This is a genomic window from Novosphingobium humi (assembly GCF_028607105.1).
GTDB lineage: Bacteria > Pseudomonadota > Alphaproteobacteria > Sphingomonadales > Sphingomonadaceae > Novosphingobium > Novosphingobium humi.
In genome coordinates this window covers 870,485-895,774 of sequence record NZ_CP117417.1, presented here as the reverse complement: position 1 = coordinate 895,774, position 25,290 = coordinate 870,485, and the positions used below count along the sequence as shown (strand labels likewise).

General features: G+C 63.8%; 19 protein-coding genes. 8 read left to right on the top strand and 11 right to left on the bottom strand.

Going from position 1 to position 25,290, the window contains the following annotated elements; translation table 11 throughout:
• Window positions 1–76 precede the first annotated feature (76 nt).
• Entirely contained in the window at window positions 77–2,800 is a 2,724-nt protein-coding gene (locus PQ457_RS04035; protein ID WP_273618496.1) for an EAL domain-containing protein, read from the bottom strand.
• A gap of 226 nt (window positions 2,801–3,026) precedes the next feature.
• Between PQ457_RS04035 and PQ457_RS04030 the strand changes: the two genes are divergently transcribed.
• Window positions 3,027–4,328: an FAD-dependent oxidoreductase gene (locus PQ457_RS04030; RefSeq protein WP_273618495.1), complete on the top strand. Its 1,302-nt coding sequence runs from the start codon at window positions 3,027–3,029 to the stop codon at window positions 4,326–4,328.
• A 101-nt stretch (window positions 4,329–4,429) separates the two neighbouring features.
• Window positions 4,430–5,605 (top strand): GGDEF domain-containing protein, encoded by a 1,176-nt coding sequence (locus PQ457_RS04025; protein ID WP_273618494.1) that lies wholly within the window; start codon window positions 4,430–4,432, stop codon window positions 5,603–5,605.
• Between the two features lie 839 nt (window positions 5,606–6,444).
• Here PQ457_RS04025 and dnaN read toward each other — a convergent pair.
• The 4 genes from dnaN to PQ457_RS04005 form a co-directional block, all read right to left on the bottom strand.
• On the bottom strand, window positions 6,445–7,563 hold the full coding sequence (dnaN, locus tag PQ457_RS04020) for a DNA polymerase III subunit beta (RefSeq protein ID WP_273618493.1): 1,119 nt from the start codon (window positions 7,561–7,563) through the stop codon (window positions 6,445–6,447).
• A gap of 313 nt (window positions 7,564–7,876) precedes the next feature.
• Window positions 7,877–8,890 carry a KpsF/GutQ family sugar-phosphate isomerase gene (locus PQ457_RS04015; RefSeq protein ID WP_273618492.1) on the bottom strand — a complete coding sequence of 338 codons (1,014 nt, stop codon included), beginning with the start codon at window positions 8,888–8,890 and terminating at the stop codon, window positions 7,877–7,879.
• An 86-nt stretch (window positions 8,891–8,976) separates the two neighbouring features.
• The gene (locus tag PQ457_RS04010) at window positions 8,977–9,789 is read right to left on the bottom strand and encodes a class I mannose-6-phosphate isomerase (RefSeq protein WP_273619242.1); all 813 of its coding nucleotides are present in this window, start codon (window positions 9,787–9,789) and stop codon (window positions 8,977–8,979) included.
• Window positions 9,790–9,826: 37 nt separating this feature from the next.
• Window positions 9,827–10,864, bottom strand: a complete 1,038-nt coding sequence (locus PQ457_RS04005; RefSeq protein WP_273618491.1) for a mannose-1-phosphate guanylyltransferase — start codon at window positions 10,862–10,864, stop codon at window positions 9,827–9,829.
• Window positions 10,865–11,623: 759 nt separating this feature from the next.
• Here PQ457_RS04005 and PQ457_RS04000 point away from each other — a divergent pair.
• A complete protein-coding gene (locus tag PQ457_RS04000; RefSeq protein ID WP_273618490.1) occupies window positions 11,624–12,757 on the top strand; it encodes a capsule biosynthesis protein in 1,134 nt (377 codons plus the stop codon).
• Between the two features lie 62 nt (window positions 12,758–12,819).
• Here PQ457_RS04000 and PQ457_RS03995 read toward each other — a convergent pair whose 3' ends face one another.
• A complete protein-coding gene (locus PQ457_RS03995) occupies window positions 12,820–13,965 on the bottom strand; it encodes a polysaccharide biosynthesis/export family protein (protein ID WP_273618489.1) in 1,146 nt (381 codons plus the stop codon).
• Between the two features lie 179 nt (window positions 13,966–14,144).
• Between PQ457_RS03995 and PQ457_RS03990 the strand changes: the two genes are divergently transcribed.
• The 3 genes from PQ457_RS03990 to PQ457_RS03980 are packed head-to-tail and all read left to right on the top strand — an operon-like array spanning window position 14,145 to window position 17,817.
• A complete protein-coding gene (locus PQ457_RS03990) occupies window positions 14,145–15,062 on the top strand; it encodes a capsular polysaccharide export protein, LipB/KpsS family (protein ID WP_273618488.1) in 918 nt (305 codons plus the stop codon).
• A complete protein-coding gene (locus PQ457_RS03985) occupies window positions 15,047–16,054 on the top strand; it encodes a hypothetical protein (RefSeq protein WP_273618487.1) in 1,008 nt (335 codons plus the stop codon). Before PQ457_RS03990 ends, PQ457_RS03985 begins: the two co-directional genes overlap by 16 nt.
• A 29-nt stretch (window positions 16,055–16,083) precedes the next feature.
• Window positions 16,084–17,817 carry a glycosyltransferase family 2 protein gene (locus PQ457_RS03980; protein ID WP_273618486.1) on the top strand — a complete coding sequence of 578 codons (1,734 nt, stop codon included), beginning with the start codon at window positions 16,084–16,086 and terminating at the stop codon, window positions 17,815–17,817.
• 11 nt (window positions 17,818–17,828) lie between these two features.
• On the opposite strand, the gene PQ457_RS03975 is transcribed toward PQ457_RS03980, so the two are convergent.
• The 4 genes from PQ457_RS03975 to PQ457_RS03960 are packed head-to-tail and all read right to left on the bottom strand — an operon-like array spanning window position 17,829 to window position 20,650.
• Window positions 17,829–18,476 (bottom strand): ABC transporter ATP-binding protein, encoded by a 648-nt coding sequence (locus PQ457_RS03975; protein WP_273618485.1) that lies wholly within the window; start codon window positions 18,474–18,476, stop codon window positions 17,829–17,831.
• Complete coding sequence (locus tag PQ457_RS03970) at window positions 18,473–19,255, bottom strand: ABC transporter permease (RefSeq protein WP_273618484.1); 783 nt, start codon at window positions 19,253–19,255, stop codon at window positions 18,473–18,475. The genes PQ457_RS03975 and PQ457_RS03970 overlap by 4 nt, the downstream gene beginning before the upstream one ends.
• A gap of 2 nt (window positions 19,256–19,257) precedes the next feature.
• A complete protein-coding gene (locus PQ457_RS03965; RefSeq protein ID WP_273618483.1) occupies window positions 19,258–20,376 on the bottom strand; it encodes a KpsE/RkpR family capsule polysaccharide export protein in 1,119 nt (372 codons plus the stop codon).
• A 19-nt stretch (window positions 20,377–20,395) separates the two neighbouring features.
• Window positions 20,396–20,650: a hypothetical protein gene (locus PQ457_RS03960; protein ID WP_273618482.1), complete on the bottom strand. Its 255-nt coding sequence runs from the start codon at window positions 20,648–20,650 to the stop codon at window positions 20,396–20,398.
• A gap of 120 nt (window positions 20,651–20,770) precedes the next feature.
• On the opposite strand from PQ457_RS03960, the gene istA reads away from it, so the two are divergent.
• Both istA and istB read left to right on the top strand, forming a co-directional pair.
• A complete protein-coding gene (istA, locus tag PQ457_RS03955) occupies window positions 20,771–22,285 on the top strand; it encodes an IS21 family transposase (protein WP_273618481.1) in 1,515 nt (504 codons plus the stop codon).
• A complete protein-coding gene (gene istB / locus PQ457_RS03950; protein WP_273618480.1) occupies window positions 22,272–23,000 on the top strand; it encodes an IS21-like element helper ATPase IstB in 729 nt (242 codons plus the stop codon). The genes istA and istB overlap by 14 nt, the downstream gene beginning before the upstream one ends.
• Here istB and PQ457_RS03945 read toward each other — a convergent pair.
• Window positions 22,943–25,288 carry a rhamnosyltransferase WsaF family glycosyltransferase gene (locus PQ457_RS03945; RefSeq protein ID WP_273618479.1) on the bottom strand — a complete coding sequence of 782 codons (2,346 nt, stop codon included), beginning with the start codon at window positions 25,286–25,288 and terminating at the stop codon, window positions 22,943–22,945. The genes istB and PQ457_RS03945 overlap by 58 nt on opposite strands.
• Window positions 25,289–25,290: the final 2 nt, after the last annotated feature.

Below are 25,290 nucleotides of genomic sequence, written 5' to 3'. Positions count from 1 at the left end.
CATCGAATCGCAGCCGTTAGCAGCAGGTTGGTTCGTTGGCAAATCGCGTCCGCGATTTGCTGCGCCGCCTGTCCTCTCACCCCACCTGTCGATAGACGGGCGCCTCGCCGTCGCGGTCCTGCGGGCCGAACAGGCTGGCGCGGATGATCGCGCCGCTGCCGTCAAAGGCGACAGGCTCGGCAAAGGCTACACCCGTGCGGCCATAGCGGCTCCAGCGCACCGTCGCCCCCACCACAAGATCGTCGGACAGTTCGATCAGCATTTCCATGCCCATCGGCACATCGCTCAGCCCTTCGAACATCGCGCCATTTTCCGAAATATTGCGGATCGTGGCAGGATAGCGGCGCCCCTGCGCGGTCAGCATCACCTTGCGCAGCATCGTGCGGCGCGCCGCGCGAGCCGAACGCGGCCCCCTCGCCTCGATGGTCCCGCCCGCGCTCAGCCGCATATCGGCCTCGTCGCGCGGCAGGGGTTTGGAATAGATATAGCCCTGAACATGGCTGCAACCCAGTTCGCGCACCAGATCCAGCTCGTCGAGCGTCTCCACGCCTTCTGCCGTCGTCTCCATGCCCAGCGCATCGGCAAGGCTGACGATCGAGGCGATGATCGCGCCATTGCGGCTGCCCGGCATCGTCGCGCCGCGCACAAAGCTCTGGTCGATCTTGATCTTGTCGAAGGGCGCTTTTTTCAGATAGCCCAGCGAGGAATAGCCGGTGCCGAAATCATCGAGCGCCAGACGCACCCCAATCCGCTTGAGGGCAGTGAACATCGCGTCTGTATTGGCGCCGTCGTTCAAAAACACGCTTTCGGTGATTTCCAGTTCCAGCCGCGCCGGATCAACGCCGGCGGCCGCCAGCGCATGGGTGATGATCGTGGGCAGCGCCGGATTTGCAAATTGCAAAGGCGAGACATTGACCGCCACCCGCACATGATCGGGCCAGCGGGCCAGATCATGGCAGGCCGTGCGCAAAGCCCATTCGCCGATCTGGGTGATAAGGCCCGTATCCTCGGCCACCTCGACGAATTTGGCGGGCGACAGGCGGCCCAGCGTGGGATGGTTCCAGCGCAGCAGCGCCTCAAACCCGGTGATCTTCTGCTGGCTCAGCGCGACCGAGGGCTGGTAATAAAGCTCCAGCCCGCCATGGGCCAGCGCATCGCGCAGGTCATGCTCAAGCTGGCGGCGCTCCTCGGCATCGGAATGCAGTTCCTCGTCATAGAAGTGATAGACGCCCCGCCCGCGATCCTTGGCGGCATAAAGCGCAAGGTCGGCGTTGCGGATGATCGCCTCGCTGGTCACGCCGTCATCGGGGGCCATGGCGATGCCGATGCTGGCCCCGATCACCACCCGCGCGCCGTCGATCGAATAGGGCTGCGACAGGTTCTCGATGATGCTGGTGGCCAGCGTGGCCAGCTTGTCGCGCGCGATGCGGCCCGGCAAGATAACCTTGAACTCATCCCCGCCCAGACGCCCCACGCGCCCGGCCTCGCCCACGGTGCGCTGCAAACGCTGCGACACCTGTTTGAGCAGGGCGTCGCCCGCAGGATGGCCCATCGTGTCATTGACCTGCTTGAAGCGGTCCAGATCGAGCAGGAACACCGCGCAGTCGCGATGATCGAGCTTGGGCGCCGAGAGGATCTTTTCCAGCGTCTGGCTCATCTGGAATCGGTTGGCCAGGCCGGTCAGCGAATCGAAATGGGCCAGGCGCGTGGCATGCTGCTCGCTGCGCCGCTTTTCGGTCAGATCGCTGCCCGCGCCGCGAAAACCCAGGAAATTGTTGAAGGCGTCATAAACCGGACGGCCATTGACCGCCCACCATTGCTCATCCCCCTCCTTGGCCGCGCGCAGCGCCAGATCGTTAAAGCCCGAACGCGCGTTGAGATGGAACAGCAAGGTCCGCTCGCCCACCTGCTCCTGCTCCTGCATCACGAACAGTTCGGTCAGCGGGCGACCGATCAGATCGGCCTCCTCGCGGCCCAGCAGGGCGATGATATTGGGCGAGACATAGGTCAGCGCCCCCTTGCGGTCGGTTTCCCAGAACCAGCCCTGCCCGGTCTTTTCAAACTCGCTCAGCAATTCCTCGGCGCGCATCTGGGCATGGCGCATCTCGCGCTGTTCGGCTTGCCCGGCGCGGTCGATGCCCAATTGGCGCAGCGCCGCCACCAGCCCGATCCCCCCGCCCAGCACCAGCGTGACCAGCGTATAGGCCGAACCCAGTTCCAGCGCGATCGGCGTCCAGAGCGCCAGCTTGGCCGCCACCATGGTGAACAGCCGCCCCGACAGCGTCACCGCCATCACCAGCCCGACCACCACCATCGCCCCGATCAGCAGCTCCGGTTCGGCCAGCATGCCTGTTTCGAACCACATGCCCAGACCCGCGCCGTAAAGCAGCATGGGCACCACCACCCCGCCCACCATCGCGGCCACGCGCAGCCCCAGCGGGCGGCGGCTGGCGCGCTCAAACGAGATGAACAGGCGTGCGCAGGCCACCATCGCAATGCCCGCGCCCACCAGACCCAGAACCACCGGCTGCGGCATCCGGAACTGGTTCAGCCAGAGCATCAGCACCGCGATGCCCATCGCGATCGCGGTCATCGACCAGCCTTCGGAAATCAGGAAATAGCCCAGATAGGGCTCGCTTTCGCGGCGCACAGGATCACTTTTGCGGCGCAGATGCGTGACATCGACCGGCCCGGACTCAGGCTCGGGCGCGGCGGCGGCGCGGCGGCGCTCCATGGCTGGAGCAGGCGCGGGCGTTTCGGCTTTTCGCAGCAGGGCTTGCGCCCGATTGGACTTGGTCACGCCTGATTTGCCCCTGTGGGAATTGGTGAAGTCATGGCACCCGAACTGCCCGAAATGCTTTTAAATCGCGTTAAGGACATCTGCGGCGCCGCGCGCCCATCGGGGCTTGCAACGGCAAGCAAACAGGTATGTGATAAGAATCAACGCGAGAACGCCCGCAAGCCGAACGGACCCGCACAAAAAAGGAGGCGCCACAAGGCGCCATAAAAGGGAGTGCATCAGACCCATGCTGCATCTTGCCATCATCGGTTCCGGCCCCGCCGGATATTACACCGCCGAAGCCGCGCTCAAGCGCTGGGGCGAGGAGGTGCATGTCGATATTTTCGATCTTCAACCGGTGCCTTTCGGCCTGATCCGCAGCGGGGTTGCCCCCGACCATCAATCGATCAAGGGCGTTGCAAAACGCTATGACGCCGTGGCCCAGGCCCCCAACGTCCGCTTCATCGGCAAGGTGGCGGTGGGGCGCGATGTCTCGATTGCCGAATTGCAGGAATTGTATGACGCGGTGGTGCTGGCCACAGGCGCGCCATCGGACCGCGCGCTGGGCATTCCGGGCGAGGATCTGGGCAATGTGTTCGGCAGCGCGGCCTTTGTCGGCTGGTATAACGGCCATCCTCATTTTGCCGATCTGGCCCCCGATTTTGCCGGGGCCCATGCGGTGGTCATCGGCAACGGCAATGTCGCGCTCGACATCGCGCGCATTCTGGCCAAGGTGCCGCAAGAGTTCGAAGGGGCCGATATCGTCGCCCATGCGCTTGATGCGCTGAAAGGTTCGGGCATCGCCTCGGTCACGATCCTTGGCCGCCGCGGCCCGCACCAGATCGCGATGACGCCCAAGGAGCTGGGCGAGTTGGGCAGTCTGGAGCGCGCGCGCCCACGCGTCGATCCCGCCGATCTGCCGCCCGAGGTCGAGGATGCCGCATTGGATCCGGGCATGCGCAAATCGATCCAGCACCTGCGCGCCTTTGCCGCCGATACACCCTTGGACAAACCCTTCACCATCGACTTCGACTTTTTCGCCGCCCCGCGCGCGCTGATCGGTGATGGATCGGTGCGCAAGGTCGAGGTCGAGCGCACCGCGCTGGTCGAGGGCCGCGCGGTGGGCACGGGCGAAACCTATCAGGTTCCCGCCGATTTGGTGATTGCCGCCATCGGCTATCGCACCAATCCCATCGAGGGCGTGCCCTATGACACCGCCGCCGGTCGCTTTGCCAACGAGGAAGGCCGCATCCTGCCCGGCCTTTACTGCGTGGGCTGGGCGCGACGCGGGCCTTCGGGCACGATCGGCACCAACCGCCCCGATGGTTTTGCCATCGTCGATCGTATCGCCGAGGATTTCCCCGCCCCAGGCAACAAACAGGGCCGCGTCGGCTTCGAGGCTCTGGCCACCGCGCGCGGGGTTGATTTCGTGACCTTTCGCGATTGGCGAAAGATTGACGAAGCCGAAGTTGCCCGCGCCCGCGATGGCGCCCCGCGTGAGAAATTCGTGGCCTTCGATCAAATGCTTGCCGCCGCCGGTAAGCATTAAAAGCTTGTTAGCTTAACCCTGAATTAGTCATTTCCACTTATCTCATGCGTCGACAGAGTTAAGCGGGGAGTGACAAGTTGCGGGTTAATCCAAAGCGAGTTTTGTCAAATCTCTCTGCGCGAGGGCGATGGCGCGTCCTGCGCCGCCGCCTGCTCTCACCCTTCACCGCCGCCGTGCCGCCGCGCGTGGCCGGCGCGATGGTACGCCTGCAATATCAACGGGTCAGCGCCCATCTGCCCTGGCTGTGCCTCTTGCTGGGGGTCCATTCGCTGGCCACGGCGCTGGCGCTGCGCGGCAATTTGCCCCTGTGGCAGCAATGGGGGCCTGCCGGGCTGATTTCGGCCATTTGCCTCTATGTCCTGATCCGCAACCGCCGCCGCAATCGCGCCGCGGCCCCGCTCCCGCGCGCCCAGATCTATCGCCATCTGCGCCGGGCCAGCATGATGAGCGCGCCGGTCGGGCTGATCGCCGGGCTGTGGGCGGCCAATGCCTTCACCCATGCCTCGCACCAATATTGCATGGTCGCGCCCGTTTTCATCGCCATCGCCGCGCTGACCAGCGCCTCATGCCTGCTGGGCGTGCCGCGTGCGGCCATCGCGGGCATGGTGAGCGCGATCGCCCCGATTGCGCTGAAACTGGCGCTCTATGATTCGTTGGGCATGCGGGCGCTGGCGCTGATGCTGGTGCTGATGACGGCGATGCAGATCCATGTCGTGCTGGCCAAATTCAACGAAACGCTGGCCATGCTGACCCAGCAGCATCAGGCGATCCGCGCCTCATTGACCGATCCGCTGACCGGACTGGCGAATCGGCTGGCCTTCATGCGGATGCTGGAGGACAGGCTGCACCGCGAAAGACCGATGATGCTGGTGCTGGCTGATCTGGACGGGCTGAAACAGGCCAATGACACCCACGGCCATCTGGCCGGCGACGCGATTCTGGCCGAGGTCGCACACCGGATGCAGCGCCTCGGTGCGCGGGCGCTCTGCGTGGCGCGACTGGGGGGCGACGAATTTGCCATGCTCTATGACATCTCGCGCGGCCAGCACCTCGCGCTGGGCGAGGTCGCGGCGGTGCGCGCGGGCCTCTCGCTGCCCATCGTGTGGAACGGCATCATCGTGCCTATCGGCGCCAGCTTCGGCACCGCCATCGCCCCCCTCGAAGGCGCCGATGCCGCCGCGCTCATCCAGTCCGCCGACTGCCGCCTCTATGCCGACAAGGCCGCCCGCAAAAGCGCTGCGCCGCGTGAGGTGGCGCAAAGGGTTTGGCGGTTTTAAAAGGATTTAGGAGAAAAGTTTGCCTCCGGCGGGCAAAGGGACTCGTCCCTTTGCAATCCCAATACTGTCGACGTTACGCTGTCGATTGGGCGCAGTTTTTTGGGATGAGGTGGCGGATTTTGTTGCCTGCGGCGCGGATGGGTTATGGCCTGCTAAGGCTGGGGGAGCGGACATTAATCTCGGGCTGCGATAGCATCTGGCAGGAATCGTATTTCAGCCTGCGTCCAACAATCGCTCCATTCAGTTCCAACGATGTTTCCGCAAATGCAAGCTCGGTTTGGCCCGCCCATTCCACTCGATCCACAACAGCCTTGATCCAAACCGGTCGACTTCAAATTCGCTCTGACGGCCATTTCTGGATGGACGGAAATGGCCCCTTCTGGCGAGTAGACGTGAATTGCTACGACTTCTTGGCCTCTTGAAACGGGCACAGCATCCTCGGATAGTCTAATTAAAAGACCTTTGGCGACTGGCGATTGCTGAACCTCCTCGGGGACTTTCCATTCACTTGCCTGCCCCCAAAGGCCTTCAAGTGTCAATTCACGCCCACAGGCCCTGCAAGTTAGCTTAGTCATTGGGCCTTCATAGCATGATATTGAGACGATGTGATAACGGCAGCGTTAGCACCGCCCCCGGACGGCCTCCTTTTCTCCCCGCGAAGCAGCTTAACAACCCTTCCCTCCCCCAAAACACATCGTCGCCCACGAACCACAACGCCGTTCGTAACGGGATTGCAAAGGGCCCCCGCCCTTTGCCCGCCGGAGGCATCAAAACTCCACAACAAAAAGGGCGGGAAAGCCCGAAAGCCCCCGCCCCTTCTGTTCAATCGGCCGGCCCCATCACACCCGCATCGGCATCAGCACATAGAGCGCGGGGCTCTTGTCGCTCTGACGGATGAGGGTCGGCGCGCCGGCATCGGCCAGATGCAGTTCGACATTGTCGCCATCGATCTGGTTCAGGATGTCTTTCAGATAGGTCGCGTTAAACCCGATCTCGAACCCGGTCGAACCGTAATCGGCGGGCAGTTCCTCGGCCGCCGTGCCATTGTCGGGCGAGGTGACCGAGAGCGTCACTCGGTCGGTTTCCAGCGCCATTTTCACCGCGCGGGTCTTTTCCGTGGCGATGGTGGCCACGCGGTCCACCGCTTCATAGAAGCTCTTGGGATCGAGACGCAGCAGCTTGTCATTGCCGGTCGGGATCACGCGGTTGTAATCGGGGAACGTGCCGTCGATCAGCTTGCTGGTCAGCACCACGCCCTCTTCGCCGCCCAGCGAGAAGCGGATCTTGCTGGCCGACAGGTCGATGGCGACATTGCTGTCGGCATGTTCGTCGAGCAGCTTGCGCAATTCGCCCACGCATTTGCGCGGCACGATGACATCGGGCATGCCGTCGGCGCCTTCGGGCTTGGCCAGCGTGAAGCGCGCCAGACGATGGCCATCGGTGGCCGCAGCCTTCAGTTCCTCGTCCGAGACATGCAGGAAAATGCCGTTGAGATAGTAGCGGGTTTCCTCGGTGCTGATGGCGAAACGCGTGCGGTCGATCAACTGCGCCAGCGTCGCGGCGGGCACCTCAAAGCTGGTGGGCAGATCGCCCTCGATGATGACGGGGAAATCGTCACGCGGCAAAGTCGGGAGCTGGAACCGGCTGCGCCCGGCCTTGATGACAAGGCGGTTCTCGGCGGTTTGGAGCGAGACCTGCGCCCCATCGGGCAGCTTGCGCGCGATGTCGAACAGCAGGTGGGCCGAAACCGTGATCGCGCCGGGCGCCTCGACGCTGACGGCGGGCAGATGCTCGACCACCTGAAGGTCAAGGTCGGTGGCCATCAGACGGACCGAACCGGTGCCGCCGGCCTCGATCAGCACGTTGGAAAGGATGGGGATGGTATTGCGCCGTTCCACCACCGATTGCACATGGCTCAAACAACGCAGCAGGGTCGCGCGTTCGATCGTGGCTTTCATGGCGTTTCTGTTCCCAAACTGTGTGGAGGCCGCCAGTATGCGATGACAGGCCCCAAGCGTAAAACCGGCCCGAACCGGCGGGAAAGCGCGGATTCGTCCAGACATCCGCCAATTCGGATCACCTTCCTAACGCACCATCGGCGCGCAGCAAGAGTTTCATCGCAAAGGTGCAGCGATTCTGGGGATAAATCCGGGGGTTTTGCAGGTTTGACGGTTTTAGGGCCGATTTTGCCGCCCCCGCGCCGCGCCCATCGGCCCGAAATAACCCTTATGGCTGGATGCCTTACCCTCAACACCCGCCCGTCCCGGTGCGTCAGGCCGGCTCCAGCCCCATCGGCAAGAGATCATGCATGTGGACAATGCCGACCGGCATCTCTCCACCCTCGGCCATGGGCGCGACGACAAACGCGGCGGTGATCTTGGCCTCGTTCATCCATTGCAGCGCATCCACCGCCACCATATCGGGGCAGAGCGAGCGCGGATCGCGCGTCATCACCTCGCCTGCGCTGGCCTTGCCCAGCGCGCTGAAATGCCGCCGCAGGTCGCCATCGGAAATCACCCCCATCAGCCGCCCCGCCGCGTCCACCACCCCGGCCAGCCCAAAGCGATGGTCGGTGATCACCGGCACCACGTCGCGCATCAGCGCATCGGGCGAAACCAGCGGCAATCCCGCGCGGCTCATCACCTCGCCCACCGGGGTCAAGCGCTGGCCAATCGCCCCGCCGGGATGCAGCGCGCGGATCTGCCTGCGGCTGATCCCGCGCGCGTCCATCACCGAGAGCGCCAGCGCATCGCCCAGTGCCAGTTGCATCACCGTCGATGTCGTGGGCGCAAAACTGTCCTCACAGGCCTCGGGCCGGTCGGGCAGCAGGAGCAGCACATCGGCCATATCGCCCACCATCGAGCGCGAGCGCGCCACCATGCCGATGATCGCCACCCCCAACGCCCGCGCATGGCGCAGCACAGGCCCCAATTCGGCCGTATTGCCCGAATTGGACAGCACCAGCAGCACATCGCCGGCCATCATCATGCCCAGATCGCCGTGCGAAGCCTCCGCCGGGTGCAGAAACAGCGCCGCCGTGCCCGTGGCCGAAAAGGAAGCGGCGATCTTTCGCCCGATATGCCCCGATTTGCCCATGCCCGACACCACCAGCCGCCGCCGCGCCCCCGCGATCAGCCAACAGGCGCGCGCAAAACTGTCATCCAGCCCATCGCCCAGATGGCGCAGAGCCTCAGCCTCATGCGCAATGATCGCGCGGCCCCTGCCCCGGATCGTGGCGATCTGGGCCGGGCTGGGCGTGGAATGGGCAACAGCGGGATGATTCATGCGGTCCGGCAACCCTTTGGGCCGCGCCCGGCCCCCAATCGGGCCAGAGCGCCGAGCGGTTCCTCCCGCCCTTCAGACCTATGGATTTACGCTCGGAGCGGCTTGGCGACGAGCCAAAGCGCATCGCTTTCCCAGCTAATTTCATCCAAACCGGCCGCTTTTGCGCAGGCTCCGGCCGGCACCGGCTGGCCCTTGACCATCACCAGCCCCTGGATCGGCACCACCAGCAGCGGCCCCTCGGGATAGCGAGCCAACAACTCCTGATCGGCCACACCATTGACGCGGTCCAGCCGGAAATAGGGTCCATCCACCAGCGCCACCGTGCCCGTTTCGGGCAAGCGCTTGTGCCAGCGGGCCAGATCGTAAACCTCGCCCAGCGAGACAGCCAGACCCTCGTCCAGATGCAATTCGCGCGGACGCCCGTAATCGAACAGGCGATAGGTGATGTCGCTGTTCTGCTGGATCTCGATCACGCTGACGCCCGCGCCGATCGCGTGGACGGTGTTGGCCGGGATATAGAAAAAATCGCCCGGCTGGACCTTGTGCCAGACCAGCATGTCCTCGATCCGCCCGTCGAGCGCGGCCGCGCGCAGCGTCGGCGTATCGACCGCCCGGTCAAAGCCGATGCCGAGGCGCGCATCCTCCTCGGCGGCGATGACCAGCCAGCATTCCTCCTTGCCCTGACGGCCCAGCCCCTTCGCCAGCGTCTGTGTATCGCTGGGGTGGACCTGAATCGAGAGCTTGTCGCTGGTAAAGATATATTTCACCAGCAATTCAGGTATTTGCGCAGGAGGCTCGAACCAGATTTCACCGATCCGCGTGCCATCGGGCGCAACAAAAGGCGGCGGCAGAACCTCGCAGCCCCACGGCTTTTCCACCTGCCTGACCGGCAACAGCATATCGCTCAAAACCGCCTCCTGCGTCGTGATCGCCCGATTACTGATTCACCGCGCCCTGCAATTTGCCGACCTTCTGAACGCCCGGCACGCTCGTCACCAGCACGTCGTCGCCATCGACCACGACCATGACGCCTTCAAGACCGACCACCGAAACCTTCGGCCCGTCGCTTTCCACCAGAACATTGCGGCAACCCACAAGTTCCGCCTCGCCGATGACGCTGTTGCCCGCCTCGTCCTTCTCGCGCGCTTCCCACAGGGCGTGCCAGTTGCCGATGTCGGACCAGGCCATGTTGGCCGGGACCACGGCGGCGCGCTCGGTCTTTTCCATCACGGCATAGTCGATCGAATCGCTTTCCACCGCGTTGAAAATGGCCGCGTCGGGGTGGAAGCGCTGACCATCGACCACCCCGCCGGCCACCGCCTGCGCCACGCCTTCGAGAATGGCGGGGCGATGGGTGCCCAGTTCCTTCAAGAAATCGCCCGCGCGCATCGCAAAAATACCGCCGTTCCATGCATAGGAACCCTCGGCGAGGAATTCCATCGCGCGCTCCAGATTGGGCTTCTCGACAAAACGGTCCACCCTGAACCCGTCGTCGCTGATGGCCTCGCCGCGCTTCACATAACCAAATCCGGTTTCCGGCGCCGTGGCGGTAATGCCAAAAGCGACAAGCCATCCTTCCCGAGCCAGCCGCCCGGCGGCCTGCGCAGCGGCGACAAAGCTGCTCGGATCACCGATATGGTGATCACTGGGGCAAACCAGCATCACCGCATCAGGCTCCATCCGCAAAGCGGCCAGCGCAATCGCCGCCGCCGTGTTGCGCGCCGAAGGTTCGACCAGAATCTGCGCATCAGGCGCCTCGCCCAGCTGGCTTTCCACATGATCGAGGTGCCTTGTTCCGGTCACGACCATGGGTGCTTCGAAAATGGCGCGATCGCTGGCCCGGGCAATGCCCTGCTCGAACAGGGTCACATCACCCACCAGCGGCAGGAACGGCTTGGGCTTCACCGCGCGGCTGCGCGGCCACAAACGGGTTCCACTACCACCGCACAGGATAACCGGAGTAATCTTCTGCATGTTGCCCTTCCACCGCTGAATCACGAGAATTGGTATCGCAAGTGCCATATCAAAGCACGTAAATCCACCTGTATCGATCATGTTCCAAGTTTATTGCATTTCGCACAGCGCCCGAAAAGCAAACTGATTTTTGCACCGCCGGGTGTGTTTTCATGCCGAGGCGCAGCGCAGACCATTTTCGTCCAATCGCTAAACTGTCCAGATGAATAGGCACTGCGGCAGAGGCCAGTGACGCCCTGAGACTGATCAAAAGCGGGGCAGTCCTGCGGGAGGAAGGGGCCGCGACGGACCAAAGCGGCCCGCCCGCATGCACCAATTATTGGTTATTTTATTTTGTTTGCGCATCCTATTTGGCAATATTTTACCTTAAGGAAACAGCGCTGCGCGTGCCGCCCTTTAGTTCCAATACGGAGGAGTTACTAATGGAAAGTGCGAAGAACCCGGCCTAACCTCCGATCCTATAGCCAATGAAACTAATACTTTATCACTTTTTCGGCGTTAACTTCTGCTTACAATGGGATGCCCATGCTGGATCTCGGCGTCTTTCGCTTCCTCTCCCCGGCCGGAGCCGATACTGCCCTCAGACGCGGGTCGGCGCAGACTTTGCTGCCCTCGCCCGCGCCCTTTGCGGCACAGGCAAGGCACCCCCTTGCGCACAGAACGGCGTCCGCCCAGGCGCGACGTTTCCTCTTTTTGCAGGGTCCGCCCGGCCCTTTTTTCCATCAACTGGCTCAGACCCTTGGCCAAAATGGGCAGGAGGTGCGGCGCATCCATCTGAACGGCGGCGACGAACATGATTGGCCCGGCGCGATCACCGATGCCTCCGGCACGCACCGCGCGACCAGCTATCGCGGCACCCAGGAAGGATGGCCGCTGTTCGTCGACCGCTATCTGCGCCACAACCGCATAACCGATCTGGTGCTGTTCGGCGATTGCCGCCCGATGCACATGACCGCCCATCAGATGGCGCGGCTCAACGGCGTGCGGGTCCATGTGTTCGAGGAAGGCTATATCCGCCCCAATTGGCTGACGCTGGAGCGCGAAGGGGTCAACGGCCATTCGCCCCTGCCGCGCAGGCCGCAGGACATTCTGGCCGCCGCGCGCGGATTGCCCCGTCCGGCGCCCATGACGCCGATCGGAGCCTCGCTGGGGCGGCGGGTGCGCGATACATGGGGCTATTTCGGGCATATGATGCTGGGCGCGTTGACATTGCGCTATCCCTTCTATCGATCGCATCGACCCGGCTCGATCTTGGTCGAGGGCATGGGCTGGATCGCCAAATATCTGACGCGGGCAAGACAGTCGGCCAAGGCGCAGATCACGCTTAAGATGCTGGAAGGGCGCCGCTACTTCCTTTTTCCGCTGCAACTTTCATCCGATTATCAGATCCGCGTCCACTCCCCCTTTTCCTCGATGCGTCAGGCCGCCGATTACGTTCTGGCCAGTTTTGCCGCCCATGCCCCGGCCGAAGCCAGCCTCGTCATCAAGGAGCATCCGCTCGATGCCACGCTGGGCGGATGGGGCGGCTATGTCCGCGACCGGGCACGGGCGCTGGGGCTGGGCGATCGGCTGATCCATCTGGCGGGCGGCGATTTGAACACGCTGGCGCAAGGCGCGCAGGCGATGGTCGTGGTCAATTCCACCTCGGCCACCTTCGCCTTGGCCGGGGGTGTTCCGGTCAAGGCGCTGGGCCGCGCGGTCTATGCCATCTCCGGCATCACCGACGATCAGCCGCTGGCCCAATTCTGGACCAATCCCTGCCCGCCCGATGCGGCGCTTTATGACGCCTTTTGCCGCGTGCTCCACCGCCATTGCCTCGTGCGCGGCGGGCTGGCCAGCGAATCGGCCACGCGGATCCTGATCGCGAATTCGGTCAAACGGTTGATGGCCTAGGATTTTGCGCAAAGCGGGCTTTACAGGAAGAGGGCGAACCAGGCCGCCCAGACCTCAAGCCCTTACCTCACCACCCCGGTGTTCACCAAGGCCCCCTGCACCGCGATGATCGGGCTGAACAACTGGCTGACCAACTGGATCAGCTTGCCGGGCTGATTGGCCGCGGCATTGCCGATATAGAGCACATCCTTGTCGCGCATGGCAAAGCGCTGGGCCAGAAAGACGCTGCCGGGGTTCATCATGTTGATATGATAAACGGTGGGCGCGTCCCCGGCGTCAAAGCGAAAGATGAACACCGCCTTGGCATCGCCCAGATTGGGGTTTGGCCCGCCCGCCGCCGACAGCGCCTCGGCCAGGCTGACCGATGGGGCGGCAAAGGGCAGTTGCTCCACCCGCCCCGCCGCGCCCAGCACGGCAAAGGTCTGCGGCTTTTTGACCAGTTCGATCTGGTCGCCGGGGCGGATGCGCCAGTCGCGCGCCGCGCCCTGCACCGCATCGGCCAAACGGAATTCGCGCAGCTGCGCCCCGCGCGTCACCTGCACCGCCAGATCCTTGGCCTCCCCCCGATAGCCGCCCGACAGAGCGATCACCTCGGGCAGGGTTTCCCGGTTCGTGGTCAGCACCAGCCGACCGGGCCGCGCCACTTCGCCGCCCAGAATGACGCTGTTGGTCACCGATTGGGCGATGCCCACCACCACCTGCGGATTTTGCGACAGGCCCTTCAGTTCGGCCCGGATCGCATGGGCCAGTTGCGTCGATGTCAGCCCGCCCACGCGCATCCGCCCGACAAAAGGCACGAAAATCTGCCCCTTGTCATCCACGCGCGTCACGGGCAGGCGCTCGGCCTGTGCGGCGCCATTGCCGCCTGCCGCCGCGATCGGGCGCGTGCTGGCAAACAGGCTGACGCCCGCCTCGTAGATCTGGATATCGAGCATATCGCCCGGCCCGATCATGTCGGTGGGCGCGGCCGCGCCGTCATCGCCCGCCGCCGCGCCGCCCGTGCCGCCCGTGCCGCCCGCGCCCGGATCGCCCAGAACCGGCGCCACCGGCAAGGCGGCCAGCGAATCCACCGCGACAATGCGAAAGCCCGGCCCGGACTTCGGCTCCATCACCTGTCGCCCGGTCGGCCCGCTGACCGGCAAGGTCGCGCAGGCACCCAGCATCAAGGGCATGACCGCCACCAATTGCCTCAAGCTCAACCTGTTCATACCCGCCCCCTGGTCCCGCGCGTGGCCCATTGCCCCGCCCTTTGCGCATATCACCGGGCCGCCCTCCTTCGCACGAACAGTTAGCGCCAAATTACGGCGCAATACGGATGCATCCACGATACTCAACACGGCGGGCGGGGGTTAATCATCGCGGGTCTGAAAGCGAAAAGCCGGAGCCTATGCCTATCCCCACCAATCTTGCGATTGGCCGCATTTCCCATCTCGATGCCTTTCTGGCCGATCATGGCCGCGCCATGGTGGGATGGGGGCGCAAACCTTCGGGGCGGCGGGCGGAAATGGCGGCGCAATGGCTGCGGCGGCCCTTTGCCTTGCTGGAGGATGGTTTTCTGCGCTCGGTGGGGCGTGATGATCCGCCGCTCTCGTTAATCGTCGATGATCTGGGCTGCTATTACGATGCCTCGCGCCCCAGCCGGATCGAGGCCGCCGCCGCGCGCGGGGCCGCGCCGGATCAGGCCCGCCGCGCGCGCGCGCTGATCGCCTTGTGGCGAGAGAGCGGCCTGTCCAAATACAACCATGCGCACGATTATGAAGGCGCCCTGCCCGAACGCTATGTTCTGGTGGCCGATCAATGCCATGGCGATCTGTCGGTCACGATGGGGCTGGGCAATGGCGCGTGTTTTGACGCCATGCTGAAATCCGCGCTGAAGGACTGGCCCGACCATGATGTGCTGGTCAAGGTGCATCCCGATGTGCGCACCCATCGCAAGGCGGGATGGCTGATGAAGGCGGGGCTCATCCATCCGCGCGTCCGGGTGATCGATGATGGATGCCATCCGGTCCGGCTGATCCGAGGTGCGTCGGCGGTCTATACGGTCACCTCGCTGATCGGGTTTGAGGCCTTGCTGCATGGGCGGGCAGTGCATTGTTTCGGCATGCCTTTTTACGCCGGATGGGGCCTGACGCGGGACGCTGTGCCCGCCCCGGCGCGGCGGCGCGCGGCGGCCATCGAGGATCTGGTCCATGCCGCGTTGGTCGAGGCGGCGCGCTATGTCGACCCTCGCGGAGGGGCGCTCTGGCCGGTTGAGCGAGCGATTGATTATGCCCAAACACAGCGTGCCCGATGGCTGGGGCTGTGAACCGCCTGCCCTCGACCGACCTCTATTTCCTTAACGCTATGGCACCATGGGTGCGGCCGCGCTTTGGCCTGCGCTGGGGCATGCGCGACAGGCCGATCCGGGCGGTGGGGGCCAATGCTTTTGTCGCGGGCGATGCCTTTGTGCTGATCCGCCAGGATACGCCCGATGTGATGCGGGCGGCGCTCGATTGGCGCGGGTCGATGGTCTATGTGATCGATGATGATGTGGCGGCGGGTGCGGTATGCCCGCTGCTGCCCGATGGCTATCGCGCGCGGCTTGCCCGGTTTGAGCGGGCGTTTCACCGCCATTTGCTGGCGCGGGCCGATATTGTGCTGGCGGCCTCGGACGTGCTGGCGCGGCGGCTGGCGCAGGATCGGGCGGGGCCGATCGCTCGAATCGATCCCGTGTGGCGACAGGCCGCGGCCGATGGCGCGCATTTCGCCCCGCTGGCGCGCGGCGCGCCCCTGCACATCGTCCAGTTGGGCAGCGCCAGCCATCGCGGCGCTCTGGCCGCGACCGCGCCGATCATGCGCGAGGTGCTTGATCGGCATGCGGGCATAACCTTTACCTATTTTTCCCCGCGCACCATCGACGGAGGGCTGGAACGCCACCCCCGCGCCCGCCGGGTCGAGCCGATGACATGGCCCGAATATCAGCGCTGGATGGGGCGTAACAGGTTTCATCTGGGGCTTTACCCGCTGGCGCAAACCCCCTTTGACCGCGCGCGTTCGGCCAGCAAGTTGAGCGAACATGCGATTTTGGGCGCGGCGGCCCTGTGCCCGCAGGGCTGGCCCCCCGCGCAAGGGCGACAAGGCGTGTTGCTGGCCCCCGACCGGCCAGAGGATTGGGGCGAAATTATCGTTCAATGCATTCATCGGCGCGATGAATTGCAATGGATCAGACAGAGTTTTAGCAAAAGCCAGCCTTGCGTCCGGCCTTTTGCAGTGCAACAAGAGATGTGGAAAAGGATTTTACCAATCGGGCAATGGTGAATTTTTACAGGATCTTGTTTCACACGGCCTTGCGTAGGCCGAAACTTGCCGCAGAAGCGCTTTATTGGCGCCTGACCGGCAGAAAGGCGCGCGCGCGAAACAGATTGCGGGCTTGTCTGGAACAGGGTCCCAATGCCTATCGCGACTGGATCGCCCTGGTCGAGCGGCGCCCGGAAATGGTGGCCAAGGCCGCACAGGACTGGCCCGAATGGCCGGTGCGCCCGCGCCTGTCGGTCATCCTGTATCAGGCGCCGGGTGAATCCTCGGCCGATATCGAGCGCCGCCTCGCCTCATTGGAGGCGCAGACCTATGGCGAGTGGGAGCTGGTTCTGGCCCAATCGCGCGAGGCCATGCCCACCCGGCCGCCGGTCGTGCCGCGCCTGACGCTGGTGCCGGGGCGAACGGACAATCCGGCCAAGGCATTGATTCAGGGCATCGAATGCGCGACAGGCGACTATGTCCTGCCGCTGGCCGCCGATACGCTGCTGGCGCCCGATGCGCTCTATCATCTGGCGCGGGCGGTGGTGGCCAACCCCGATGCGGGCGTGTTCTATGGCGACGAGGACCGCATCAACCGCAAGGGATTGCGCAGCCATCCGTGGTTCAAACCGCGATGGAATCCCGATCTGTTTCTGGCGCATGACTATCTCTCGGCGGCCTGTCTGATCCGGCGCGAGGATGCGCTGGCGATGCCGCCGATCCATCCGGCGCTCTCGGCGGCGGGGCTTTATGCCATGCTGATCCACATGACGGCCCAGACCGAGGTGGTCCATGTGCCCCGCGTGATCGCCCATCGCCAGAATGCCGGCCTCCATGATCCCGATGCCTTGGCCGCCAGAGCGGCGGCGGTGGCCCATCATGTCGCGCCTTTGGGCGCATCAACCCGGATCGGCGCCTTTGGCACGGTGGCGGTCGACTGGCCGATGCCGGAAATGCAGCCGCTGGTCTCCATCATCATCCCGACGCGCGACCATGTCCGGCTTTTGCGCAAATGCGTGACCGGGGTGCTGAACGCCACGCGATACCGCAATATCGAAATCCTGATCATCGACAATGGCAGCGCCGAGGCCGAAACGCTGGATTATTTCGCCCGCGTTTCGGGCAATCCGCGCGTGCGGGTGATCCGGGACGACAGGCCCTTCAACTGGTCCGCGCTCAACAATCTGGGCGCGCGCGAGGCGCGGGGCGAATATCTCTGCCTGCTCAATAACGATATTGAGATCACAGATGAAAACTGGCTCTCGACAATGGTGCGCCAGGTGGTGCGTCCCGGCGTTGGCGCGGTGGGGGCCAAGTTGCTCTATCCCGACGGCACGATTCAACATGCCGGGGTGGTAATCGGGCTGGGCAAGGCGGCGGGCCATGCCCATCGGTTTCAGCCCAATGCCGAACCGGGCTATTTCGCCCGCGCGCATGTGCCGCATCGCGTCTCGGCGGTAACGGGGGCCTGCATGCTGGTAAGCAAGGCGCTGTTCCGTCAGGTGGGCGGGTTGGACGAGGATGGTTTTGCCGTCGCCTTCAACGATGTTGATCTGTGCCTGAAATTGCAGGCGGCGGGCTATCACAATATCTATGAACCGCGCGCGGTGCTGGTCCACCATGAGAGCAAAAGCCGCGCGCGCGACACGCACAGCACGCAGGTCGAGCGCTATCAACGCGAATTGGCCCTGTTGCAGGAGCGCTGGGGCACGGCCACCTATGCCGACCCCCTGCACCATCCCGCGCTGGACCCCACATCGGAAACCTATCGCATCGCGCTATAACTTTGTGCCCATCAGAGATTGGAATAGAGCGCGATGGCCTCGTCAATATCGCTTTTGACGCTGGCCTCGCCCTTGTCGATCAGCAGCGCCATGTCGCAATATTGGCGGATCGTCTCCACGCTGTGCGATGCCAGGATCAGCGCGCGGTCGGCCCGTTTGACAAAGATTTCATCGTGGCATTTGCGCTGGAAATTCTGGTCGCCCACCAAGATGACCTCGTCGATCAGATAACAGTCAAATTCGATCGCCAGGCTGAGCGCGAAGGCAAGGCGCGCGCGCATCCCGGATGAGTAGGTTTTGACCGGCATCGCCAATTGCCGCCCAAGCTCGGTAAAATCCTCGATGAAATCCTGAATATCTCGATAATTGCGGCCATAGATGCGCGCGATGAAGCGGGCATTGTCATAGCCGGTCAGGCTGCCCTGAAACCCGCCGCCAAAGCCCAGCGGCCATGACACCGTCATCTTGCGCTCGATCCGCCCGGCATTGGGCAATTCCACCCCGCCGATCAGCTTGATCAGCGTGGTCTTGCCCGCGCCATTGCGCCCCAGCAGGCCCAGTTTCTGCCCCCGCCCGATTTCCAGATCCACCCCGCCCAGCACGATCTTGCGCCTGTGCCCGGCCGAATAGCTCTTTACGAGGCCGCTGCAGCGGATCATTCGACCACCATCACGCGGCGCACATGCCGACACAGCATCAGCCCCACCATCAGCACCGGCAGGCACCATGCCGGCGTGTAGGCAAAGCTGAAATTGGGATAGAGCGCATCACCGAACACGCCATAACGCATCATCTCCATCGCATGGACCGGGGGCGACCACAGCACCGCCGCCTTGACATCGGGGGCCAGCCATTCGGCCATAAAAAACGCGCCCGAAAAGGGCACCATCAGATAGGTCGTGACCGGCATGACCTTTTCGAGCACCTCGGACATTTCGGACAACGGCGCGACGATCATGGCCAGCGTCAGCGTGAAGAGCGCATAATAGGACCAGCCCAGCAGCAGATAGCCAAGATCATGCGGCCATGGAAATTCATCCAGCGCATAAAGCACCGTCGCGATGAACAGATAGGCCATCATATGCCCGATCATCTCGACCAGAAAGCGCACGAGGATGAGATCGAGGATCTTGACCTGTCGGTGATACATCAGGCTGGAATTGGCCGAAAAGCTGCCCAACGCGCGCGTGACCGTGCTGCGGAACATCACCAGCGGCAGATAGCCGGTGGCGACAAAGGCGATGATCGACACGCCATGCTCCTGCGGCCCCTTTTCAAAGCGCCAGAGCAGGCCCACCAGCACCGCAAAGAGCAGAGGTTCGGCCATCACCCAGAGAAAGCCGATGTTTTCCCGCCCGAACCTTGTCGTCAATTCGCGGATAATCAGCGCCTGTATCACCCGTGTCTGGATCGCCCAGCCCTGATGCAATGCGGCCATGGTCAATCCTCCGGCGCATGTTCAAGGATGCCCACAACGAACATCCACGCCACGAAATAGAGGCACAGCGAAGCGCCCAGCACGGTCAGCACGATCTTCAACCGATGCGGCAGCGCCGGTTCATCGGGCAACGCGGGATCGACCACGCGCTCAAGGTAATATTGCTGGCGCAGCGTTTCGACCCGCGCCTGTTCCAGCGCGGCATTGGCGACATTGAGGTTTTGCGCGGCAAAATCCTGCTCCTGCGCCAGCCGTTCATAGCCCGCCATTTTGGAGGCGATCCCGCCCGACGTGCCCGTTACGCGGCCGTTCTGGGCGGCGATGGCGCGGCCGATCGCGGCCACCCTTTCCTCAAGCGCGGGGAGGGCCGGATTGCGGGGCGTGACCTCGCGCATCTGATCGAGTTGCGCCTGCACCGAGGCCTGCTCGGCCACCAATCGGTTGGCCACCTCCAGCGCCCCCTGCGCCTGACGCGCCGGATCGATCAGCGCCTCGCTGTTGCGATAGGCGCCCAGCGCGGCCCGCGCCTTTTGCACCCTTGCCTCGGCGGCGGCCACGCGGCGCTCGGCCTCGGCCACCTGTTTGCCCTCGGCCCGCGCGTTCAGCACATTGACCAGATCCTCGCCCAGCCCCAGCAATTGCTGGTTCAGATGCTGGGCATCGGCGGGGGCAAAGGCCTTGACCTTCAAAACCACCAACCCCGTTTCATGGTCCATCGCCGCATCGACCATCGTGCTGTAATAGCGGAACAGGCGTTCATGCCCCGGACGGCGCAGCACGCCGGGATAGCGCGCCAGCGCATCCACGCCCGCCCGGCCATACATCGCCGCCACCGCCCCGCCCCGGTTCAGCGCCGCCAGCGCCGAACGCGACCTGATATAGTCGATCACCTCATTGGCCTGCTCCTGCCCGCCCGAAAGGCCGGTGGTCTGGATCAGATTGGCGAGCGTTGAAACCTGCGCCGATTTCTGCGCCGGGGCCTTGATCACGAACCGGCTTTCCGAAACATAGATGTCCGAGGCCACCAGCCCTTCATAGGCCCCCGCCGCCGCCGTTGGCAAAATCACCACCGCCGCGAACCAGCGCTGACGCCAGAGCCATTGGGTTGAAAAGATGGTCACATCGCTTCTCCCCGCGCGATCAGGACCATTTGGCCCGCCATTGTTCGACCAGATCGAATTGCCCGCGATAGCGCCCGCATACAGCGGCGCGGTTCAGCACCTGCTGATGGGCCAGCACATCGGGCGCCACCCCCGCCACGGCGGCATCACGCGCGTTGAGGTAATCCACGCTGGCCTTCACGGCATCGGGATCTGTTTCAAAGCGATAGTTGAAATAGCGCAGCCAGTAATCGCCCTCGATACGCGAAACCTTGTCCTGCGCGGCCTCGGTCAAATTGTGTGTGTGGATCGGCGTGCAAAAAGGACCCCGTTAGCGGGGTGATCGGCGTCTAAAAGGGACCCCTCATTTCGATAGCTTACACAACCGCGTGGAAGTTCATGCGGCGAGATCGGGATGTTGGTTTTGGAAACAGTGGTTCGTATCCGGCGTGAGTATGCCGGCGGGAAGGCGATCAAGGCGATCGCGCGTGATCTGCATGTGTCGCGGAAGGTGATCCGCAAGGCGATCCGGGCGCCGGAAGGCGCATTTGATTATCGACGCAAGGTTCAGCCGCTGCCGCGGATCGGTCCGTTTCAGGATCGCCTGGATGGGCTGCTGGAAGAGAACGAGTTACGGGGCCGGCGTGACCGGCTTCGGATGACCCGTATCCACGACCTTCTGGTGCGTGAGGGTTTCGAGGGCTCTTACGATGCCGTGCGCCGCTATGCGGCTCGGTGGAAGGTCGAGCGGCGTAGGGATTTCGGCGACGGGACGACGGCCTTCATTCCGATGCTGTTCCAGCCCGGCGAGGCCTACCAGTTCGACTGGAGCCACGAGGATGTCGAGATCGCCGGCAAGCCGATGCGGGTAAAGGTCGCACACATGCGGCTGTGCGCATCGCGGGCTGTGTATGTCCGGGCCTATCCACGCGAGACCCAGGAGATGCTGTTCGACGCGCATGCGCGCGGCTTTGCCTTCTTCGGCGGCGTGCCCAGGCGCGGCATCTACGATAATATGAAGACGGCGGTGACGAGCGTGTTCTCCGGCAAGGACCGGGTGTTCAACCGGCGGTTCCTGATCATGGCCGACCATTATATGGTCGAGCCCACGGCCTGCTCGCCGGCGGCGGGATGGGAGAAGGGGCAGGTCGAGAACCAGGTGCAGACGATCCGGGGACGTTTCTTCCAGCCTCGTCTGCGGTTCGCCAGCCTTGAGGAGCTCAATGGCTGGCTGGAAGCTGAGTGCCGACGCTGGGCCGAACGACAGGCCCATCCTGAGCAGGGCGACCAGACCGTGGCGCAGATGCTGGAGATCGAACGCCCTGCATTACAGTCGATGCTGGGGCCGTTCGACGGCTTCAACGAGAGCGAGCACGGCGTGTCGGGCACCTGCCTGATCAGCTATGATCGCAACCGATACTCGGTCCTCTCGACGGTAGCGCGGCGCACGGTGCAGGTTCGGGCCTATGCCGACCGCATTGTCGTGCGATGCGGCGATGAGGTCGTCGCCGAGCATCCCCGCTTCTTCGGGCGGAACCGCACCATCTATGATCCCTGGCACTATCTGCCGGTGCTGGCCCGCAAGCCCGGCGCTTTACGCAACGGCGCCCCCTTCCAGGGCTGGGAACTGCCGCCGGCGCTCGCCCGGTTGCGACGCAAGCTGGGCAACGGCGATGATGCCGACCGGCGGTTCGTGCGCGTTCTGGCGGCCGTGCTGACCGATGGCCTGGAACTCGTCGAAGCCGCCGTGCGGGAGGCACTGGCAACCGGCACGGCGAGCGACGATCTGATCCTCAATATCCTGGCACGGCGCCGCGAACCGCCGCGACCGCTGACGATCGTCACGTCGGAGGACAATGCCCTGCGACATCCGCCGATCGCCGACTCTGCCCGTTACGACCAACTGAGGAACTTCAATGCAGCGGCATGACATGATCGACGCGATGCGCGGGCTCGGACTCAAAGGGATGGCTGGCGCGTTCGATGAGGCCGTCACCACAGGGCTTCAACGCCAGCGCACGACAATGGAGATACTGACCGATCTGCTGCGTGCGGAGGCAACGCACCGCCACGCGGCCTCGATCCGATACCGGATGGCGGCCGCCAAGCTGCCGGTGGTGAAGGACATTGATGCCTTCCACTTCGAGGGGACGCCGATCAACGAGGGGATGGTCCGTTCGCTGCACGGCGGGGCGTTCCTGCCCGCACGACGCAATGTCGTCCTGGTCGGTGGCACTGGCACCGGCAAGACCCATCTGGCCATCGCCATCACCGCCAATGTCGTCCGCGCCGGAGCGCGGGGGCGTTACTTCAACACCGTGGATCTGGTGACCCGCCTCGAAGAGGAAGCCCGGATCGGCAAAAGCGGCGCGCTTGCCGCCCAGCTCTCCCGCCTCGACCTCGTCGTGCTCGATGAGCTTGGCTATCTGCCATTCGCCCGTTCAGGCGGGCAGTTGCTGTTCCATCTGGTCAGCAAGCTTTACGAGCAAACCAGCGTCATCATCACGACCAACCTGGCGTTCGGGGAATGGCCGACCGTGTTCGGCGATCCCAAGATGACCACCGCTCTCCTCGATCGTGTCACCCATCATTGCGACATCATCGAGACCGGCAATGACAGCTGGCGCTTCAAGAACCGAAACTGATCCCTGCGGCATGCCGGGATTAAGATGCCTTGCGCTGCGCGCGCCTCCGGTCGGGCTTCGCCCTCCCTACGCCGCGCGCAGCGCAAGGCGCGTTCCTCGACCGTCGTGCCATACTCGAAAGGGGGTCCCTTTTGCGCGCCGATCGGGGGTCCCGTTTGGACGCCGATTGACAAATTGTGTGAATGGATGACAAAGGCGTCGGGCGCATAGGCCTTTTCATAGCCCTGCTTGATCACCTCCCACGCCCATACCTGATCCTCGCCCCATGGGATGTCAGGATAGGGGATCTTCTCCCACACACAGCGGCGCAGCGCGGCATTGTTGTCCGAAAAATAATGCAGCCATTGCTGCCACTGGACAGAGCCCCATTCCATGCCCGGCGGCGTCACGCCCCATTGCGCGACATGGGGCATGGCGGCGAAATGGGCGAAATGCCCATCCTGTCCGTTGCGGACAAAGCTCGTGGCGTCGCCATAGGTGTGATGCCCCCCAAACACGCCCGCGACCTGATCCCCCTTGTCAAAGGCGCGGATCATATGGGCCAGCCAATGCGGGTCGGCGGGCGTGGCGTCCTGCGTCAAGACCGCAACAAATTCGGCATCCGTCAGCGAAATGGCCAGATTGCGGGTGCGCCCATGCGAAAATTCGGCATTGGGGATCTGATGCAGCCGCACACCCCGGTCGGCAAATTCGCCTATGATCTCCAGCGTGTTGTCGGTGGAACCACTGTCCACCACCATCACGTCATAGGCCCAGTCGGTCTGCTGCGTCACCAGCGCCTGCAGCACACCGCGAAACAGATCGCCGCCGTTCCATGTCGGGATGATGACCGCAGCCTTGTGGGCATAGTCGCGCGTGGTGAACAGCGCGCGCGGGGTCACGGGCCAGCAATTCTCGCTCAACCCCTCGATCAGCGCCTCCTCCAGCGCCCTTGCGCTTTTTTCCCAGCTCAGCCCCGCGACAAAAGCCGCGCCGCCCGCCCGCAACCTCTCCCGCTCCGCCGCGCTTTCGATCACGCGCTGAAGCACATCGGCCATGTCGTGGGGCGTGGGCGGGGCAAAGGCGACCGATCCTTCGGGAAACACCGCCCGCGTGCTTTCCGCATCCAGTTCGACCACCGGCAACCCGCAGGCCATCATCTCCATCGGGATCAGCGAATAATTGCTGGCCGAAAAGACCATGCCGATATCTGTCGAGCGATAAAGATCGCCCAATTGCGCCGGGCTGAGCAGCCCGTGGTTCACATGCTCATAAGGCAGCGCCCCACTCATATCCTCCTGACCGAACAGATCGACCCGGAACCGCACCCCCCGCTCATGCAGGATCAGCAACGCCTCACGCCCCAGTTCGACCGCGCGGCGCGGCGTGGCGGCGCGGGCGTAAAAGGCGATGCGGGGCGGATCATGCTCGACCCTGTTTTCCCCGGCCCTTTCGCCCCGATAGTAATACATCGGATCATAGGCCAATTCCCACGCCCGTGTCCAAAGCCCATAGCGCCCCTCGCACAAGGATTTCAGCCAGGCCCCGGCGCAAACCGCCTTGAACCCCATGCGATAGGTCATCTCCGCCACATAGGTGAAGGTGCCATGCGTGTGGAACAAAGCCTCATAATCCTGCACCAGATAGAAGCGCTCCTTCATCAGGCCCATCTGTGCGGCGGGGAATGTCGTCCACATATCGGTGGCGATCACCAGATCGCCCGAAATCCCTTCCACCTCTTCGGGCAGAAAGCGGACGATCACCCGGTCAATCGGCTGATACCAGCTTCGGATATGCTCCCACGCCTGCTTCTCATCCTGATGCACGCCGGGGTTCTGAATCCAGATCGTCTGGCGATGGCCAAAACTTTCCAGATAGCGGACCATGCGAAAGATCGACATATGCCCGCCGCCGCCGGGGCCGAAATCGGGGATGATCCAATGGATGTTCATCGATTGCGGGTTAAAGCTGCGCGTCAGCGGCGCCAGCGGCTGGGCTCGGTTGCGGGCGATGGCGGCGGTGTTATGCACCCACCGGTTCGGCCTTTGGGGGTGTATCGGCAGATCATTCCACCCCGTATCGCCCCTGGTCCGCGCCTGTGCGGGGGCCGCTGCCGCCGTATCAGCCAGCCCGGCCCCCGGCCCCGCCCGGCGCCCCAATCGCCGTCCGATCCACAGATAATGCTCGGCCGGGTCCATGCCCGACATCGCCACATCGGCATAGCGGTCGGCATACCATTCCGCATCGAATTGGCCCGACCGGCGCAATTGCCCGATCGCCTCGGGGGAAATGCTTGTCTGCAAAACCATGT

Coding starts and splice junctions, on each gene's coding strand:
- PQ457_RS04030 (WP_273618495.1), top strand. CDS start 3,027: ATGCTGCATCTTGCCATCATCGGTTCCGGCCCCGCCGGATATTACACC.
- dnaN (WP_273618493.1), bottom strand. CDS start 7,563: ATGAAAGCCACGATCGAACGCGCGACCCTGCTGCGTTGTTTGAGCCAT.
- PQ457_RS04015 (WP_273618492.1), bottom strand. CDS start 8,890: ATGAATCATCCCGCTGTTGCCCATTCCACGCCCAGCCCGGCCCAGATC.
- PQ457_RS04010 (WP_273619242.1), bottom strand. CDS start 9,789: ATGCTGTTGCCGGTCAGGCAGGTGGAAAAGCCGTGGGGCTGCGAGGTT.
- PQ457_RS04005 (WP_273618491.1), bottom strand. CDS start 10,864: ATGCAGAAGATTACTCCGGTTATCCTGTGCGGTGGTAGTGGAACCCGT.
- PQ457_RS03995 (WP_273618489.1), bottom strand. CDS start 13,965: ATGAACAGGTTGAGCTTGAGGCAATTGGTGGCGGTCATGCCCTTGATG.
- PQ457_RS03990 (WP_273618488.1), top strand. CDS start 14,145: ATGCCTATCCCCACCAATCTTGCGATTGGCCGCATTTCCCATCTCGAT.
- PQ457_RS03985 (WP_273618487.1), top strand. CDS start 15,047: ATGGCTGGGGCTGTGAACCGCCTGCCCTCGACCGACCTCTATTTCCTT.
- PQ457_RS03975 (WP_273618485.1), bottom strand. CDS start 18,476: ATGATCCGCTGCAGCGGCCTCGTAAAGAGCTATTCGGCCGGGCACAGG.
- PQ457_RS03970 (WP_273618484.1), bottom strand. CDS start 19,255: ATGGCCGCATTGCATCAGGGCTGGGCGATCCAGACACGGGTGATACAG.
- istA (WP_273618481.1), top strand. CDS start 20,771: ATGTTGGTTTTGGAAACAGTGGTTCGTATCCGGCGTGAGTATGCCGGC.
- istB (WP_273618480.1), top strand. CDS start 22,272: ATGCAGCGGCATGACATGATCGACGCGATGCGCGGGCTCGGACTCAAA.
- PQ457_RS03945 (WP_273618479.1), bottom strand. CDS start 25,288: ATGGTTTTGCAGACAAGCATTTCCCCCGAGGCGATCGGGCAATTGCGC.